We start from the raw sequence: 15315 nt of genomic DNA, 5'->3' as shown, positions 1-15315 counted from the left end.
ATGGTACCATGGTTTTAATTAAGGCCAGAAGTGGGATATGAAGCAAAGAAGGCCTCCATACGTTCAGTAATGGAGGCCTTCTTATGTGGAGCTGCAGGGATTCGAACCCTGGTCCAAACACATCCGCCGTAAGCCTTCTACATGTTTAGTTTTGCATTATTTGTCGGGAAAAAGCAGGAGCAAAACAAACCAACTATTTCCGTAGCTGAATAGTCTTAAGCAATTGTCACAGCCTTCAATTGCAGCAGCCCGTTTTATTTTGAGTCGGCGGAAGAGCGTGGCAACAGGCCTGACCAGCTCAACGGCCCTAATGGAAGCGAATCTATCGATTACGCAGCCATGGCAAAATTGTTATTGCCATTTAAAGTTTTCGTATTCAGATTAAAGCGCTAATTACGCAACGCGCTACATGCTTATACTTACAAAGAACTATGCTGTCAAAACCGGTCAGCCCCGGGATTTAGTGAATCAACAAATTTACAAAAATTAATTTCAGTTAATAAATTTCCGGATGCAAAAATTAATTAAATAAATCCTATAAACCTCCCGGTCATGCTCACGCTTATTTTTATCCGAAGAAATAATTATTTTATAACCAGGATTATTAAAATGCCTGAATCTAAAACCGGTTTTACTTTTCATCAAAATAAAACTATTCCAGCTCTTCATCAGAGAAGGATTGCGAGCTAAGATTTATCATGCTTCCCATCAGATCTTTGAATTCAACTTTTCCTTCAAATACTTTTTTGCTGATTAACGAAAAAGAAGATAAACCATGTAATATAAACTCCATCAACAAAGCATTCTCTTTTGTGCTTGCCGCAGGAAAATGTTTTTTTACCAACCCAAACAAGCCGTCCACCTTATATAACAATTGGATTTTATCCTCATCTTTCATATCGAAAGAAATGTTTAGCTGGTTTCCGCTATCGAACCATTGTGTAATCGCATTGTAGGGGTTTTCGTTAACGACACCTTCACGGTTATTTCTTTTTTTCTTTAGAGAATCAGGATTAGGAAAATATTTTACAAATTGAGTCCTGATAGATTTTTCCAACAAGTTATACGCCACCTGGAAAGGCCCTTCCTGTTCACCTTCATATACCAATTCTATTTTGCCGGTAATGGAAGGAATAATTCCTGTAAGATCGCTTACCCATACCTGTGTTTCTTTTTCTTTATTCATGATAGCGCGCCGTTCTGCGGCGCTCACAGCGTTTTCGAAAGCCGAAATGGTAAGCCTGGCCGAGACCCCGCTTTTTTTATCAACAAATTCGCTGCCGCGTGCTTCAAAAGAAACCTGTTCTATTAATCGCTTTATCAAATCGCTTACCTGTACTTTTTTTACCTGGTCGCTATGGATGGAAGCTTCCTGCTCGGTAATAAAAAGAGAATTTTCAATATTAGTAGGATAATGCGTAAGTATCTGGCTTTCGATTCTATCTTTTAAAGGGGTAACTATTGCACCGCGATTGGTATAATCTTCGGGGTTGGCGGTGAACACAAACAGGATGTCTAATGGCAGCCTCAGCTTAAAGCCGCGTATTTGCAAATCGCCTTCTTCAAGAATATTAAATAAAGAAACCTGTATGCGCGCCTGCAAATCGGGCAATTCATTTATTACAAAAATTCCGCGGTTGCTGCGTGGAATAATTCCATAATGAATCACTTTTTCATCAGCATAGCTCAGCTTCAGGTTAGCAGCCTTTATCGGATCGATATCACCAATCAGATCAGCAACACTTACATCCGGGGTTGCCAGCTTTTCACCATATCTCTCGCTGCGATGCAGCCAATCTATCGGACTGTTGTCACCTTTTTCATCTACCAAATCGCGGGCATATTTGCTCAATGGCTTAAAAGGATCATCATTTACCTCGCTTCCTTCAACGATGGGAATATATTCGTCCAGCAACTCTGTCATTTGCCGCGCCATACGGGTTTTAGCCTGTCCGCGTAAACCAAGAAAAAGAATATTATGCCGGGAAAGCAGCGCTCTTTCAGTATCGGGAATCACAGAATCTTCATAGCCGATGATCCCGCGGAAAGTGACTTCCTTTTTGCCAATTTTCTTAATAAGATTCTCCCTTATTTCTTCTTTTACTGACCTGGGTTTGTAATTGATTTCTTTAAGTTGTCCGAGGGTTTTTATATCTTTTATTTGCATTATTTTTTCTTAAATTTTCTCACTTTTCTGTTCTCTTAAATTTACGGTTTAATTCAATTCGAAGTTCATTAAAGATCAATCAATACACCGTTTTTCTTTTCCCACTTTCAAAATCCTTAAAGATGAAAGCGCCCAATCTGTCGAGCGATGCAAAGAAAGCTTTGCCGTTATTGGTCTCCGTAAATTCTGTCACAAATCTCTGGAGGTAAGGATCACTGGCGATCATAAAAGTGGTGATGGGTATTTTTAATTTCTTACATTGCGCTGCAAGATTCAAACAACGGTTCAGAATTCTTCTATCCACACCAAAACTATTTTTGTAATATCTTTTTCCCACTTTCAGGCATGTCGGCTTTCCATCGGTAATCATAAAAATTTGCTTGTTTGGATTTTTTCTTCTCCTTAAAATATCCATCGCCAGTTCCAATCCTGCAACTGTGTTGGTATGATAAGGGCCAACTTGTAAATAAGGGAGATCCTTAATTTCAACCGTCCACGCGTCGTTTCCAAATACTACGATATCCAAAGTATCTTTCGGGTACTTTGTAGTGATAAGTTCGCTCAGGGCCATCGCCACTTTTTTTGCAGGCGTAATTCTGTCTTCCCCATACAAAATCATGCTATGCGAAATATCAATCATTAATACAGTAGAAGTCTGGGCTTTAAAATCTGTTTCGCGGATTTCCAAGTCATCTTCATGCATCATAAAACTTTCGGTGCCATGGTTTATTTGCGCATTTCGTATGGATGAGGTAAAATCAATTTGTTCAAGGGTATCTCCAAACTGGAAAGGCCGCGTTTCCGGGTTAATCTCATCGCCGGTTCCCGGTTTATAAGTGTTGTGATTACCTGTTCTTGATTTTTTTAATTTTCCAAAAATCTCTTCCAGGCTGCGTTTTCTGATGCCCTGTTCCGTCTTTGGTGTTATTTTAATTTCGCCGGTTTGCTTATTATCATCAATATATCCTTTGTCCTTCAAATCATCAATAAAATCGCCCATTCCATATTCATCATTGGTAAGATTATACTCTTTGTCTAGTTCAGTAAGCCAGTTTAGCGCTTCGCCGACATCGCCGCTTGTATAAGTGAGCAATTGCATAAAAATATTCAACAGGCTGTCGAAAGTTGATTTGCTGTTTGCATTCGGATCGAACTTGGAAAAATTATTGAATCGCATTGAATGTTACGGATTGTTTTGTATAAAGGTAAAATAAAAATCTGCTGTATTTGTTTATTCACTGTAAAAGCTCACTTTGTGGTTTATTGAAAAATTTTGAAATGGACGCCAGATTCTGATGTCATTTAGAATCTTTTTATTAAGACATAAAAAATCCCGGCAATATAAAAGGCCGGGATTTCAAATTTAAATAATTGTTCTTTTTAGGGCTTATCGTGCGGCTGCGTATCGTTTTGTAGCGCAGGTGTATTTGTAATTACCTTATTGGTACTTTCTGGTGATGGCAAATTCATTAAAGGCTTGGTAAAATATTGTTCCATACCTTGTAATTGCTGCAACAATTGAGTAACAATCTGGTTGTCGTACGCGAGATACTGCTGCCGGTTTTCATTAAGGCTGTTAAAATACATTACCTGCTGTTCAAGATCCGCCCGCAAAGCATTTGATATTTTCTTGGCGAGTACGGTATCGCCTGCCCTGTAGGCCGCTAATAAGAATTGAGCCGAAATCTGGTTTTGCTGTTCGCGCCTTGAGGCCATTGCGTAAGGGAAATTTTCCGGTAGCATATTTTTATCACACTTTTCTAAAAGTTGCTTTGCTTCGTCAATTTTTCCCTTGTCAACAAGACTATTGGCCACTTGTGAATATTGCATCCTGAGGGTGTTCAACTGCTGCCTGTTTGTTTCGTCAAAATAAGTTCCCGGCTTATCGGCACCGCCAAAAGCAAATTTTTTCATCATTACATTATAAGCCCAGGTGTCATTCACGTCAGCACTTTTCACAGGCACCAGCCGGTAGGTAAGTCCGTCAGTCCGCAAATATTGGCCAAAGCCAAGATCAGAATAATGAGCGGTAAAATAAATCGGGCGCTTCCATTTGTTAGCAGCGATGATATTAAGAATCGCTGATTCATTTTTAAGAAGCACATTTTTAGGAATGGTAAATTGTATTTTAGATAATACAGTATCGTCCGGGTTTACGGTTCCGTTTTGCCGTACCAGTGCTGTGTCCACAGGAACTTCTACATTTTGGGATGGAAAAATATTAATAAAATCGCTTCCATTTTGGTACATTTTTGAAGGCTCGTCGCTGCCTGCATAATTTTTCATCATATTATACAAATCCATCGGCGTATTTTGATCCACTTTAGCGCCCGGAAGATCGGGGAAGAAATAAATAGCATCCCGGTTGCTTCCCAGTATTTGGTTGGCGTTCCAGATTTGGGGCACAGGGTCGCTCTTATTAATTTTATAGCGCAATTCATTTAAATACCAATCTGTGCCAAGCAGGCTTGAATTGATCACCCTTACATCGCGGCGAATGCCAAGTACTTCCTGGTCGAACCAGAGTGGATAAGTATCATTGTCGCCAAAAGTTATCAATATTGCATTTGGCGCACAACTTTCAAGATAATCTTTTGCTATATCTCTTGCCAGTGTTTTCTGGCTTCTGTCGTGATCATTCCATTCCTGGCCAGCCATTAACACGGGAACCGCCAAAAGGCACAGCCCGGCGGCAGCGTAATTGGCCATATTTGGCTTCATATATTTTTGAAAAAGATCTTTTACATACATCACACCTATACCTATCCAAACGGCAAATGCATAAAATGAACCTACGTAAGCATAATCACGTTCCCTCGGCTGATTGCCCGGTTGATTTAAGTAAAAAACAATAGCAATCCCCGTAAAGAAGAATAAAAGTCCCACCACTAACGTATCCTCTTTGTCTTTCTGGTATTGATATAAAAGTCCAAGAATACCAAGGATTAAAGGCAGGGCAAATAATTTATTGTTCGCTTTGTTTTCTTTCAGGCTTTGAGGCATCTTGCTCTGGTCCCCAAGCCGGGCATTGTCAAGAAACGAAATACCGGTAATCCAGTTGCCGTCGCGAACGTTCCCCATATCAATACCTTGCAAATCATTTTGTTTTCCGGCAAAATTCCACATGAAGTAGCGGATGTACATCCAGTTAAGCTGGTAGCTAAAAAAGAAAGAAATATTATCCGCCATGGTAGGCTTTTCATAATATTTTCCCGTTTTCTGATCTTTTTGAATGCCCGCAAAGCTTGCATAATAATCTGCATGTCCCTGGTCATTGCTGTTATCCCACATCCTTGGGAAAAAATGAAGGTCTGAAGGATCATATTCGGTGACTACTTTCTTGCCTTTTTTCACATATTTATCATCGCCCTTCACATAAGTATCTTCGTAGTTCTGGCTTGTTGGCTCATCTGTGAAATCCTGCCCTTTTAATATCGGCCAGTCGCCATATTGTTCGCGAGTCAGATATCCTTCAAGACTAAGAGGGTTATCCACGTTGAACATATCTATAGCCGGATCCGCATTAGAACGAATCATCGTTGTGAAATAGGTAGAAAATCCTAAAAGGACAAATGCAAAAGCCCACATGGCCAGGCGCAAAAAGTTCCAGTCTTTTCTTTTTGCCACCCGAAGCATCACAAAAATGAGTAAAGCAATTAAAACAAAAAAGAAGGTAAAGCCAGTAAAAAAGGGCAAGCCGAAGCTATTGGTGAAAAGGATATCAAATTTAGAAGCCAGCTTAATGCTCCATTGAATCATCGGCACCTGTACAATTCCTGTAACTACACATGCAGCGATGAAAGCCCAAAAAGTGCCCCATTTTGTGACCTTGTATCTTTTGAAATAATATAACATTACAATAGCAGGGATAGTAAGAATGGCCAGCAAATGCACACCTACAGCCAATCCAACCATATAAAAAATTAAGATAAGCCACCTGTCGGCCGGGGTAAAATTCCCTTTTACTCCCCGTAATTTTTCCTGGGTTACCGCATCTTCCCATTTCAATGCTGCCCAAAAAACGATGGCAGTAAAAAAAGACGAGCTGGCGTATACTTCAGACTCCACAGCCGAATACCAAAAAGAATCTGAGAAAGTATATGCCAGCGCCCCCACAACTCCGGCGGCCATAATAGTAAAGATTTGTCCTTCGGTAAGGGCATTCGGATTATTTTTTTCAAGTAGTTTTCGTGCAAAGTGGGTTATTGTCCAGAACAGGAATAAAATACAAAAACCGCTCATCAGGGCACTCATGGTGTTGAGGCCAAGTATAGCCGTGTTTGGATTTGAAAATGGCGCCATGAATAACCTTCCGATCAAAATAAAAAGTGGCGCGCCCGGAGGATGTGGAATTTGAAGTTTATAGGCGCTGGATGCGAATTCACCACAATCCCAAAAGCTGCCGGTAGCTTCCATTGTAGCCAGGTAAACAAAGCAGGCGATAGCACAAATCACCCACCCGGTAATGTTATTGATACGTTTATAACTCATATTATGGATTTGTCGAAAGATGGGCAAATATAAAGCTATGGAAGCTACTATACAATCGGCTTATTTTTTTTTACACAAAGGATTGTTAATTGTTAGCCGTTTATGAAAACAGGAAAATTGAACAAAAGGAATATTTCATCAATGCAAGTTGTTAATCTAATTTTGCTTTTTAAAATCATTTTAAAATAGAATTCCAGATAATACTTCCTTGAAAAAAGCCTTCGTTCAATTGCATGTTGCAATTATCCTTGCCGGTTTCACTGCTATCCTGGGCAAATTAATACAACTTAATGAAGGGCTGCTTACTTTTTACAGGATGTTACTTAGCGCGCTGATTCTTGCTGCATTTTTATTTTACAAAAAACAGATGGAGCACATCTCCGCAACAAACAAAATGAAACTCTTTGGCGTGGGCGCCATTATTGCAATTCACTGGGTCACATTTTACGGAAGCATCAAATATTCCAACGTTTCCGTTTCCGTCACCTGTTTATCTACTATAGGTTTTTTCACGTCTTTATTTGAACCGCTATTGATGAGGCGCAAAATCGATTTTGTTGAAGTATTTCTTGGCTTGTTGGCTATTGCGGGAGTGTACCTGATTTTCAATTTCTATCCTGAATACAAAATGGGAATATTGTTTGGAATTATTTCAGCCATGTTTGCCTGCATTTTTCCAATAATCAATAAAAAATTGCTAAATGATTTTGCTCCAAATACCGTCACACTCTACGAAATGAGCGGAGGTTGTATCGCACTCGTTTTAATACTTCCCTTTTACCTCAGTTATTTTCCGGCTTCCTATTATCTGCCCACTTTCAGTGATTGGTGGTGGTTAATTATATTAGCGGCGGTTTGTACGGTCTTCGCATTTAATCTGAGCCTCCAGGCGCTGAAGCATATTAGCGCTTTCACTACTAATCTGTCTTATAATTTTGAACCGGTGTATTCTATTATTCTGGCGTTTATTATTTTTAAAGAAAATAAATTTTTGGGACGGGGGTTCTATTTTGGATTGGGCTTAATATTGCTTGCAGTTACGCTTCAAATGATGCGGGTATACCAGGAAAAGAAAACCAGGAAATTATAAATAAATTATTTTATAAGAAACTTTCGCGAAGGCTTCAAACATTTTAGTGACACCGCAATATTTTTCCTGGGATAATTTTACAGCTTTCTCCACTTTTTGCTCGTCAGCCTTATCAACCTTAATTGAATAATTTACTGTTACTTCATCATAAATAGCTGCTTCCTCATCAGTAAGATGAGCATCTACTTTTATGGAAAGATTAGTAAAATTCACGCGCATTTTATTTAAAATCCCTACTACATCGAGGCCGGTACAGCCCGCCAGGGAAGCAAGCATCAAAACTTTTGGGCGTGTACCTTTGTTATTACCACCGCGCGATTCCTCGGTGTCAATTTCTAATTGATGCCCGTTTAAATCAGCCGTAAAGTTCATGCCACCGTTGAATACTGCATTAATTGACGATTGTGCCATTGAAAATAAATTGTAATTAAAACCTGCAAATTATGATTTAAATATGTGAGCTTACCGCTGCTGATATTTGAGAGGAACTCATAGCTCCTGATTGGCGCCACAAAACCTTTCCCTCCTTAAACAGGATTAAAGTGGGTACGCCCTGGATATTGAATTGCTGCGCGGTAGCAGGATTCTTGTCAATATCAATTTTTAAAACTCTTAATTTACCGGTATTATTATGAGCGAATTTTTGTAATTCAGGCGCCATCATTTTGCATGGGCCGCACCAGGTAGCATGAAAATCAACTAATACAGGTTGACTGCTTTTTATTACATCTCCAAACTTTTCCATAGCAAATTGTCATCATAAATTGTGCCTGATTAGGTTTATGAACGGCCTGCAACAGTGGTGCGTATAATCAAAACAAAAAAACGACAAAAAAGTTCTTTTACTGCCGGATGGTCAATTTTTAACTGCCATTTGGCCATCAAAAGTTTCAATTTTATTTTTTCAATAATCATATCTTTATTACCTTTGCCGTCCGAAAAAAAATAGATCATTATGGCCAGAGTTTGTCAGGTAACAGGAAAACGACCAATCACCGGAAATACTGTTTCACATTCAAATATTAAAACACGCAGAAGATTTCTTCCTAACCTCCAGAAAAAAAGGTATTTTTTGGCAGAAGAGAACAAATGGATCACTTTAAAATTATCTTCCGGAGCTATCAGGACTATTAATAAAAATGGTCTATATACTGTGGTGAAAGAAATGAGAGAGAATGGGGTTAAAATATAATTAGCAAATTTTCAAATTTATAAAATGGCAAAGAAAGGAAACAGGGTTCAGGTAATTTTGGAATGCACCGAGCATAAAGCTTCTGGCCAGCCGGGCACCAGCCGTTATATTTCACAAAAAAACAAAAAGAATACACCGGAACGCCTGGAGTTGAAAAAATTCAACCCAATTTTAAAAAAAGTAACTGTTCATAAAGAAATTAAATAATTAAGCTAATTCAGTAATTAGCCAATGGATTTAATTAGCATATTGGCACATTAGCACATCATCAAATTATAAACAATGGCAAAGTCAGCAAAAACGGCGATTAAAACCAAAGATCAGAAAGCAGCAGCAGATGCTAAAAACTGGACTAAAGTAGTTCGCACCATTCGCAGCCCTAAAACAGGATCATACACTTTCAAAGAAGCTATAGTTCACAAGGATAAAATAAAGGAACACCTGGGAAGTTAAGTTTGAACTGCTAACAATATTATTAAAGCTATCCTGCATCAGTTTGCGGATAGCTTTATTTATTTTTACCTAAATCAAATGATACATGGGTTTATTCGACAAAATATTTGGGAAAAAAGAACAGAAGGAATCGTTAGACCAGGGCTTGCAAAAAACAAAAGAAGGTTTTTTTGACAAGATCACAAAAGCGATAGCCGGAAAAAGTACCGTAGATGAGGAAGTTCTTGACGATTTGGAAAATGCTTTAGTCAGCGCTGATGTAGGCGTAGATACAACTGTAAAAATTATCGATGGAATTGAGAAAAGAGTAGCGCGTGATAAATACGTAAATACCAATGAACTGAACCGGATTTTGAAAGAAGAGATTCAGTCCATCCTGGTAGATGCACCACAGGATACTTCCTACATCAATTACGAACTTCCATCCGGGCATCAGCCTCATGTTATTTTGGTTGTAGGGGTAAATGGAGTTGGCAAAACTACGACGATTGGAAAACTGGCTCATAATTTTTCATTGGCCGGAAAATCGGTGTTGCTTGGTGCAGCGGATACTTTTCGCGCAGCGGCAGTTGATCAACTAAATATCTGGAGCGAAAGAACAAATGTGCCGATAGTAAAACATGCGATGGGTTCTGACCCAAGCGCGGTCGCTTTTGATGCAGTGCAAAGCGGGATTGCGAGAAATGCTGATGTGGTCGTAATTGATACTGCAGGAAGATTGCACAATAAGATCCACCTGATGGATGAGCTAAATAAAATCAAAAGATCCGTAAATAAAGCATTGCCGGGAGCGCCACACGAAGTGATGCTGGTATTAGACGGAAGCACCGGCCAAAATGCTTTGGAACAGGCAAAGCATTTCACAGCAGCCACAGAAGTTTCCGCATTGACCATCACAAAACTGGACGGCACAGCCAAGGGCGGCGTTGTGCTTGCAGTGGCTGATCAATTTAAAATTCCCGTAAAATTTATAGGTGTTGGTGAAAAAGCAACGGATCTTTTAGTGTTTGATAAAAAAGATTTTGTGGACAGTTTGTTTGGGGGAGTGAAATAGGTTAATGATTAAATTATTCTGTTGAGAGAGTTTTGTGCAATTCGTGTAATTAGAGGATAAAAAATGAAAACAAAAAATAAAAAAGATAAGGTAAATATTATCACACTCGGATGCAGCAAGAATATGGTCGATAGTGAAGTATTGAGCGGTCAATTAGCTGCTGCCGATTTTGATGTGCAGCATGAAAGTAAAAAATTAGATCATAATATAGTTGTCGTGAATACCTGCGGATTTATTGATTTGGCAAAAGAGGAAAGTATCAATACTATATTGGAACAAGTAGAATTAAAAAAGCGCGGAAAGCTGGATAAAGTCTATGTTACCGGCTGTTTGAGCGAACGCTACAAACAAAATCTTGAGGAAGAAATTCCGGAAGTAGATGCTTTTTTCGGAACGATGGAATTGCCTTTTTTGCTGAGAAAATTCGATGTAGATTATAAGGCTGAGTTGGTCGGCGAAAGATTATTAAGCACCCCAAATCATTATGCTTATTTGAAAATAAGCGAAGGGTGCAACCGCACCTGTTCTTTTTGTGCCATTCCGTTAATGCGCGGAAAACACGTGAGCCGGCCCATAGAATCTTTGGTGCAAGAAGCAAAACTATTGGTATCTAGAGGTGTAAAAGAAATCATGCTGATTGCACAGGAACTCACTTACTACGGTTTGGATATTTATAAAAAACGGGAATTGCCCAAATTACTTCGTTTACTGTCGGATATTCCCGGACTTGAATGGATCAGGTTGCATTATGCCTATCCATCAAAATTTCCGATGGAAATAATTGATGCAATGAAAGAAAGAGAAAATATTTGCAACTATCTCGATATGCCTTTGCAACACGCGAGCAACAGAATGTTGAAAGCAATGAAAAGGCAGATTACCCGGGAAGAAATGGAAGATATTATCGGCGAGATAAAATACAAGATTCCGGAGATTTGTTTAAGAACAACACTCATTGCAGGTTTCCCCGGAGAAACGCAGGATGATGTTGAAGAATTAAAATTGTTTTTGAAGAAAATGGAATTCGACCGGGTAGGGATTTTTACTTATTCACACGAAGAAAATACCTCTGCATTTAATCTTGAAAACAATGTTAATGAAGAAGAAAAAGAAAGAAGAGCTCAAGAGATAATGGATGTGCAACAGGAAATTTCTTACCAAAAAAATGAAGCCAAAATCGGCAAGACCTTTAAAGTAATTATCGATAAAAAGGAAGCCGGAAAATATCTTGGCCGTACAGAATTTGACAGTGTGGAAGTAGATAATGAAGTTATTATCAATTCTGAAAAAAAATTAAATCCGGGCGATTTTATAAATGTAAAAATCACAAAAGCTTATGATTATGATTTGGAAGGAGAGGTGGTTATAGAACACTAAATGTTTTGTAAATTTGAGAAACCCATTTTTATGCCAGGCACCTTAGTAATAAATGAAAAAGAACCCTCTACACTTGCGAAAATAGTGATGGAAGTGGAATCACTTACAGAAGAAGAAAAGAAACTAATGCTTAAACAGGTAAGAATGAGAAAAGCTTTGATGATGGCTGAAAAATTAAAAGGAGCAGTGGTACCAAATAATATAAGTCTTGCTGAAATTGTAGCTGAGCAAAAGAAAATGCATAAAGAGAGGAAAAAATGATTCAGAAAAATTATGTGATTGATGTAAATATTTATATCAGTTACATTTTAAAGGACAAACTGGATGAGCTTTTTATTTTTTTGTTAGAAAAGGATTTTGAGGTTTTTATATCAATTGAATTAATTAATGAGTTGAAGGATGTTTTACTACGGGATAAGTTTAAGAAATACTTAAAAAAATCACCTCTTGAATTTGTTAATGCTGTTGCTCAATTTGGAAATTTAATTGAGCCGGGATTTCAAAAAATAAAAAGTCCGGATGCAAAAGACGATTATCTTTTCTGTTTAGCTTTAGCTTCTGAATCGATTATTGTTTCTGGAGACAAACCATTAATAAATTGGAAAAATGCTCCGGTTCAGGTTATAACTCTTGCTACATTTTTCAAATTAAGAGTAGAATAGAAATTTACAATTTACATCTTATACCTCTTCCTCAAATCGCTTCTTAATTTATGTAAAGGCGCGCTGACACCCACTTTGTAGATATGCGGATTATTAAAACGTTTGTGTTCATCAGGCAATTGACGCATTCTTTTTTTTACAAAAGCAGCTATGTCTTCCGGCTCATATTTTTCTAACAAAGAATGACCGTTTTCCATGATTTTTTCAAGCAGTGGGGCCGCCATTTTAATATCCAGTTGCATGCTTTTTTCCACATCAAAAGGATGAATCATTTTATCGGGAGCGGTGTCTTTTTCAAGTCCGATTGCGTCAGCAACAAAGCAACCTGTTTCATCGCTAAAACGGTAGACTTGTTTGCGTCCCGGCAAAGTTACTTTCTGAATATTTTCAGATAATTTAATTTTCGGTTCGCCGTTTATTTCACACAATTTATAAACGCCATCAAGCGCCGCATCCGGCTGACCGGTTGCCAGGCTTGTACCTACACCAAATGAATCTATTGGCGCTTTTTGTTCCAGCAAGCTTTTTATTAAATATTCATCCAACTGATTAGAAACGATAATCTGTACATTAGAAAAACCAGCATCATCCAGCATTTTGCGGCCTCTTTTAGAAAGATAAGCAAGGTCGCCACTGTCAAGCCTGATTGCCTGAAGATGAAGCCCTTTTTCTGTCATTTCCTTTGCCACTTTTATGGCATTTGGAATGCCGCTTTTCAATGTATCGTAAGTGTCAACCAGCAAAGTGCAATTGTGTGGCTCTGCTTCGGCAAATTTTCTAAAAGCAGTCAATTCATCCTGTTGGCTTTGGATAAATGAGTGCGCCATGGTGCCTACTGCCTTTATATCGTATTTTTTAGCAGAATACATATTGGAAGTGCTGTCAAAACCTCCTGCTACCGCAGCACGGCTTGCTGAAATGCCGCCTAATGCCTGCGCTCTTCTCAACCCAAATTCGCTTAAATGACGATTTCCGGCTGCGAAGCGCATCCTTGCTGCTTTTGTAGCAATAAGTGATTGAAAATTCAGATAGTTTAACAATAAGGTTTCTATAATCTGCACTTCAGCAAGTCCGCCTTCCACTTCCAGCAAAGGCTCCAGCGGAAATACAATTTCGCCTTCCTGCATTGAACGAATCGTTCCTTTAAAACGAAATGCTTCCAGCCACGATAAGAAATCTTTATTAAATCCTTGTTTATGAAGCCAATTAATTTCGTCAGCATTAAAATGTAATGTTTCAATTATCGGAAGCAATTCACCCAATCCACAAAAGATAACATAACCACCACCAAACGGTAATTTTCTGAAAAAATAATCGAAGCAGGCTGGCTCATTGTGTTTTTTTTCCTTGAAATATGCCTCAGCCATTGCCAGCTCATACATGTCTGTATAAAGTCCGGAATTAGTGTGAATGGTAAATCTATTTTGTTCAGGCATGATGAAAGTATTTATTTTTTTAAATTCCAGATACTAAAGTAATAAGTCAATTAGAGTCGAAACTTCATTATTTTCCTAAATCAAAATGCTTCTCAGCCATCTCACGAATGTTATCGCCAATGGCCAGAGATGCAGTGGCAGCAGGCGATGGCGCATTCAAAACATGAATGCTCGTATCGCGATATTCAATTCTAAAATCATCGCGTGTGTCGCCATCTTCACTGAGCAACATTGCTCTAACTCCCGACCTGCCTGGTTTTATATCATCCATTGTTAAAGAAGGAACCAGCCTTTGTAATGTTTTTAAAAATAATTTTTTTGAAAAAGCACGACGATATTCATTAATACCGAATTGCATATTTTGAAAAAATAATTTCCAGGTTCCTTTGTAAGTGAGTGCATCAATAGTGTCTTTCCAATTGAAATCAGTTTTGCCATAGCCTTCTCTTTTGAAAGTGAAAACCGCATTCGGGCCACATTCAATTTCTCCGTTGGTCATTCTCGTGAAATGCACGCCCAGGAAAGGAAAATCAGGATTTGGAACAGGGTAAATAAGATTTTTTATTTTATGTTTTGCTTGTTCTGTTAACTCATAATAATCGCCACGAAACCCAACTACTTTTTCTTTTACATCCACATGGTCTTTATGCGCTAATCTGTCTGCCTGCAATCCACCACAGAAAATCGTGTATTTACTCCGGTACGTTTTTTTATTCGTTGAAATAACATTGATATCATTTTCTTTTTCAAAAGAAGTAGCTTCTGTGTTTAAAGCCAATTGACTGTTTGGATTAATGCTTCGCGCAATTTCAACCATCTTATCCGTTGCTTTTACATAATCAATGATACCGGTGCAAGGCACCCAAATACCCGCAATTCCTACACAAAACGGCTCATGCTCTCTAATTTGTTCCGCATTTATTTTTTCAATTCCTTCAATTTCATTTTGTAAACCGGTTTGGAAAATCTTTTCTAAATAGGGTAGCTCCGAGTCATCCATGGCCACTACAATTTTACCACACACATCATGTGGAATATTATTTTCTTCAGCAAATTTTACCAAAGCTTTTCTGCCTTCCACACAGTTTTTTGCTTTCAGCGAACCCGGCTTATAATAAAGCCCTGAATGCATCACACCTGAATTGTTGCCGGTTTGATGCGCAGCGAGGTGCGATTCCTTTTCAATCAAAATAATTTTTAAAGAAGGATGATGCTTTTGCAATTGATAGAATGTACCGGCACCTACAATTCCGCCGCCAATAATCGCGATATCAAAAACTTCGTTTTCCAATAATTTAGAATTTGGTTTTATTTGTTTGTCTACTGCAAATCTTAATAGTAAGTATGCAAAAATAAATCTTCTGTTTTATTGCTTTTGATAAAAAAAAGAAAA

At 38.3% G+C, this 15315-nt stretch carries 16 protein-coding genes and 1 other RNA gene; 8 read left to right on the top strand and 9 right to left on the bottom strand.

The window, feature by feature from the left end:
* Window positions 1-83: 83 nt before the first annotated feature.
* The 4 genes from ssrA to EFY79_RS08500 form a co-directional block, all read right to left on the bottom strand.
* Window positions 84-455, bottom strand: a transfer-messenger RNA (tmRNA) gene (gene ssrA / locus EFY79_RS08515).
* Window positions 456-652: 197 nt separating this feature from the next.
* Window positions 653-2167, bottom strand: coding sequence for a magnesium chelatase (locus EFY79_RS08510; protein WP_123120269.1), 1515 nt, complete (start codon window positions 2165-2167; stop codon window positions 653-655).
* A 79-nt stretch (window positions 2168-2246) separates the two neighbouring features.
* A complete protein-coding gene (locus EFY79_RS08505; RefSeq protein WP_123120268.1) occupies window positions 2247-3344 on the bottom strand; it encodes a vWA domain-containing protein in 1098 nt (365 codons plus the stop codon).
* A 203-nt stretch (window positions 3345-3547) separates the two neighbouring features.
* Window positions 3548-6658, bottom strand: coding sequence for a glycosyltransferase family 117 protein (locus EFY79_RS08500; protein ID WP_123120267.1), 3111 nt, complete (start codon window positions 6656-6658; stop codon window positions 3548-3550).
* A gap of 208 nt (window positions 6659-6866) precedes the next feature.
* Between EFY79_RS08500 and EFY79_RS08495 the strand changes: the two genes are divergently transcribed.
* Window positions 6867-7748 (top strand): DMT family transporter, encoded by an 882-nt coding sequence (locus tag EFY79_RS08495; RefSeq protein ID WP_123120266.1) that lies wholly within the window; start codon window positions 6867-6869, stop codon window positions 7746-7748.
* Here the strand turns inward: EFY79_RS08495 and EFY79_RS08490 are convergent.
* The 3 genes from EFY79_RS08490 to EFY79_RS21415 are packed head-to-tail and all read right to left on the bottom strand — an operon-like array spanning window position 7743 to window position 8702.
* Entirely contained in the window at window positions 7743-8159 is a 417-nt protein-coding gene (locus tag EFY79_RS08490) for an OsmC family protein (RefSeq protein WP_123120265.1), read from the bottom strand. The genes EFY79_RS08495 and EFY79_RS08490 overlap by 6 nt on opposite strands.
* 37 nt (window positions 8160-8196) lie before the next feature.
* Window positions 8197-8493, bottom strand: coding sequence for a thioredoxin (gene trxA / locus EFY79_RS08485; RefSeq protein ID WP_123120264.1), 297 nt, complete (start codon window positions 8491-8493; stop codon window positions 8197-8199).
* Window positions 8494-8528: 35 nt separating this feature from the next.
* Window positions 8529-8702 (bottom strand): hypothetical protein, encoded by a 174-nt coding sequence (locus EFY79_RS21415; protein WP_158605182.1) that lies wholly within the window; start codon window positions 8700-8702, stop codon window positions 8529-8531.
* A gap of 1 nt (window position 8703) precedes the next feature.
* Between EFY79_RS21415 and rpmB the strand changes: the two genes are divergently transcribed.
* From rpmB to EFY79_RS08450, 7 genes are all read left to right on the top strand, one after another.
* A complete protein-coding gene (gene rpmB, locus EFY79_RS08480) occupies window positions 8704-8940 on the top strand; it encodes a 50S ribosomal protein L28 (protein WP_123120263.1) in 237 nt (78 codons plus the stop codon).
* A 24-nt stretch (window positions 8941-8964) separates the two neighbouring features.
* Window positions 8965-9147 (top strand): 50S ribosomal protein L33, encoded by a 183-nt coding sequence (rpmG, locus tag EFY79_RS08475; RefSeq protein WP_123120262.1) that lies wholly within the window; start codon window positions 8965-8967, stop codon window positions 9145-9147.
* A 75-nt stretch (window positions 9148-9222) separates the two neighbouring features.
* Window positions 9223-9393 (top strand): DUF4295 family protein, encoded by a 171-nt coding sequence (locus EFY79_RS08470; protein ID WP_123120261.1) that lies wholly within the window; start codon window positions 9223-9225, stop codon window positions 9391-9393.
* An 85-nt stretch (window positions 9394-9478) separates the two neighbouring features.
* On the top strand, window positions 9479-10447 hold the full coding sequence (ftsY, locus tag EFY79_RS08465) for a signal recognition particle-docking protein FtsY (RefSeq protein ID WP_123120260.1): 969 nt from the start codon (window positions 9479-9481) through the stop codon (window positions 10445-10447).
* 63 nt (window positions 10448-10510) lie between these two features.
* Window positions 10511-11824 carry a 30S ribosomal protein S12 methylthiotransferase RimO gene (rimO, locus tag EFY79_RS08460; protein ID WP_123120259.1) on the top strand — a complete coding sequence of 438 codons (1314 nt, stop codon included), beginning with the start codon at window positions 10511-10513 and terminating at the stop codon, window positions 11822-11824.
* A gap of 30 nt (window positions 11825-11854) precedes the next feature.
* Window positions 11855-12085, top strand: coding sequence for a hypothetical protein (locus EFY79_RS08455; protein WP_148041880.1), 231 nt, complete (start codon window positions 11855-11857; stop codon window positions 12083-12085).
* Window positions 12082-12486: a putative toxin-antitoxin system toxin component, PIN family gene (locus EFY79_RS08450; protein WP_123120257.1), complete on the top strand. Its 405-nt coding sequence runs from the start codon at window positions 12082-12084 to the stop codon at window positions 12484-12486. The genes EFY79_RS08455 and EFY79_RS08450 overlap by 4 nt, the downstream gene beginning before the upstream one ends.
* Window positions 12487-12497: 11 nt before the next feature.
* On the opposite strand, the gene EFY79_RS08445 is transcribed toward EFY79_RS08450, so the two are convergent.
* On the bottom strand, window positions 12498-13922 hold the full coding sequence (locus EFY79_RS08445; RefSeq protein WP_123120256.1) for a nicotinate phosphoribosyltransferase: 1425 nt from the start codon (window positions 13920-13922) through the stop codon (window positions 12498-12500).
* Window positions 13923-13989: 67 nt separating this feature from the next.
* Window positions 13990-15213, bottom strand: coding sequence for an L-2-hydroxyglutarate oxidase (lhgO, locus tag EFY79_RS08440; protein ID WP_123120255.1), 1224 nt, complete (start codon window positions 15211-15213; stop codon window positions 13990-13992).
* Window positions 15214-15315: the final 102 nt, after the last annotated feature.

The sequence above is a fragment of the Hanamia caeni genome (genome assembly GCF_003721595.1).
Taxonomy (GTDB): Bacteria; Bacteroidota; Bacteroidia; order Chitinophagales; family Chitinophagaceae; genus Ginsengibacter; species Ginsengibacter caeni.
This window is presented reverse-complemented; position numbering and strand designations above follow the sequence as displayed.

Excerpts from the sequence above, each read along its gene's own strand:
- EFY79_RS08455 (WP_148041880.1), top strand. The coding sequence starts at position 11,855 with ATGCCAGGCACCTTAGTAATAAATGAAAAAGAACCCTCTACACTTGCG.
- EFY79_RS08500 (WP_123120267.1), bottom strand. The coding sequence starts at position 6,658 with ATGAGTTATAAACGTATCAATAACATTACCGGGTGGGTGATTTGTGCT.
- rimO (WP_123120259.1), top strand. The coding sequence starts at position 10,511 with ATGAAAACAAAAAATAAAAAAGATAAGGTAAATATTATCACACTCGGA.
- EFY79_RS08510 (WP_123120269.1), bottom strand. The coding sequence starts at position 2,167 with ATGCAAATAAAAGATATAAAAACCCTCGGACAACTTAAAGAAATCAAT.
- trxA (WP_123120264.1), bottom strand. The coding sequence starts at position 8,493 with ATGGAAAAGTTTGGAGATGTAATAAAAAGCAGTCAACCTGTATTAGTT.
- EFY79_RS08490 (WP_123120265.1), bottom strand. The coding sequence starts at position 8,159 with ATGGCACAATCGTCAATTAATGCAGTATTCAACGGTGGCATGAACTTT.
- EFY79_RS08450 (WP_123120257.1), top strand. The coding sequence starts at position 12,082 with ATGATTCAGAAAAATTATGTGATTGATGTAAATATTTATATCAGTTAC.
- EFY79_RS08445 (WP_123120256.1), bottom strand. The coding sequence starts at position 13,922 with ATGCCTGAACAAAATAGATTTACCATTCACACTAATTCCGGACTTTAT.
- EFY79_RS08505 (WP_123120268.1), bottom strand. The coding sequence starts at position 3,344 with ATGCGATTCAATAATTTTTCCAAGTTCGATCCGAATGCAAACAGCAAA.
- ftsY (WP_123120260.1), top strand. The coding sequence starts at position 9,479 with ATGGGTTTATTCGACAAAATATTTGGGAAAAAAGAACAGAAGGAATCG.
- rpmG (WP_123120262.1), top strand. The coding sequence starts at position 8,965 with ATGGCAAAGAAAGGAAACAGGGTTCAGGTAATTTTGGAATGCACCGAG.
- EFY79_RS08470 (WP_123120261.1), top strand. The coding sequence starts at position 9,223 with ATGGCAAAGTCAGCAAAAACGGCGATTAAAACCAAAGATCAGAAAGCA.
- rpmB (WP_123120263.1), top strand. The coding sequence starts at position 8,704 with ATGGCCAGAGTTTGTCAGGTAACAGGAAAACGACCAATCACCGGAAAT.
- EFY79_RS21415 (WP_158605182.1), bottom strand. The coding sequence starts at position 8,702 with ATGATCTATTTTTTTTCGGACGGCAAAGGTAATAAAGATATGATTATT.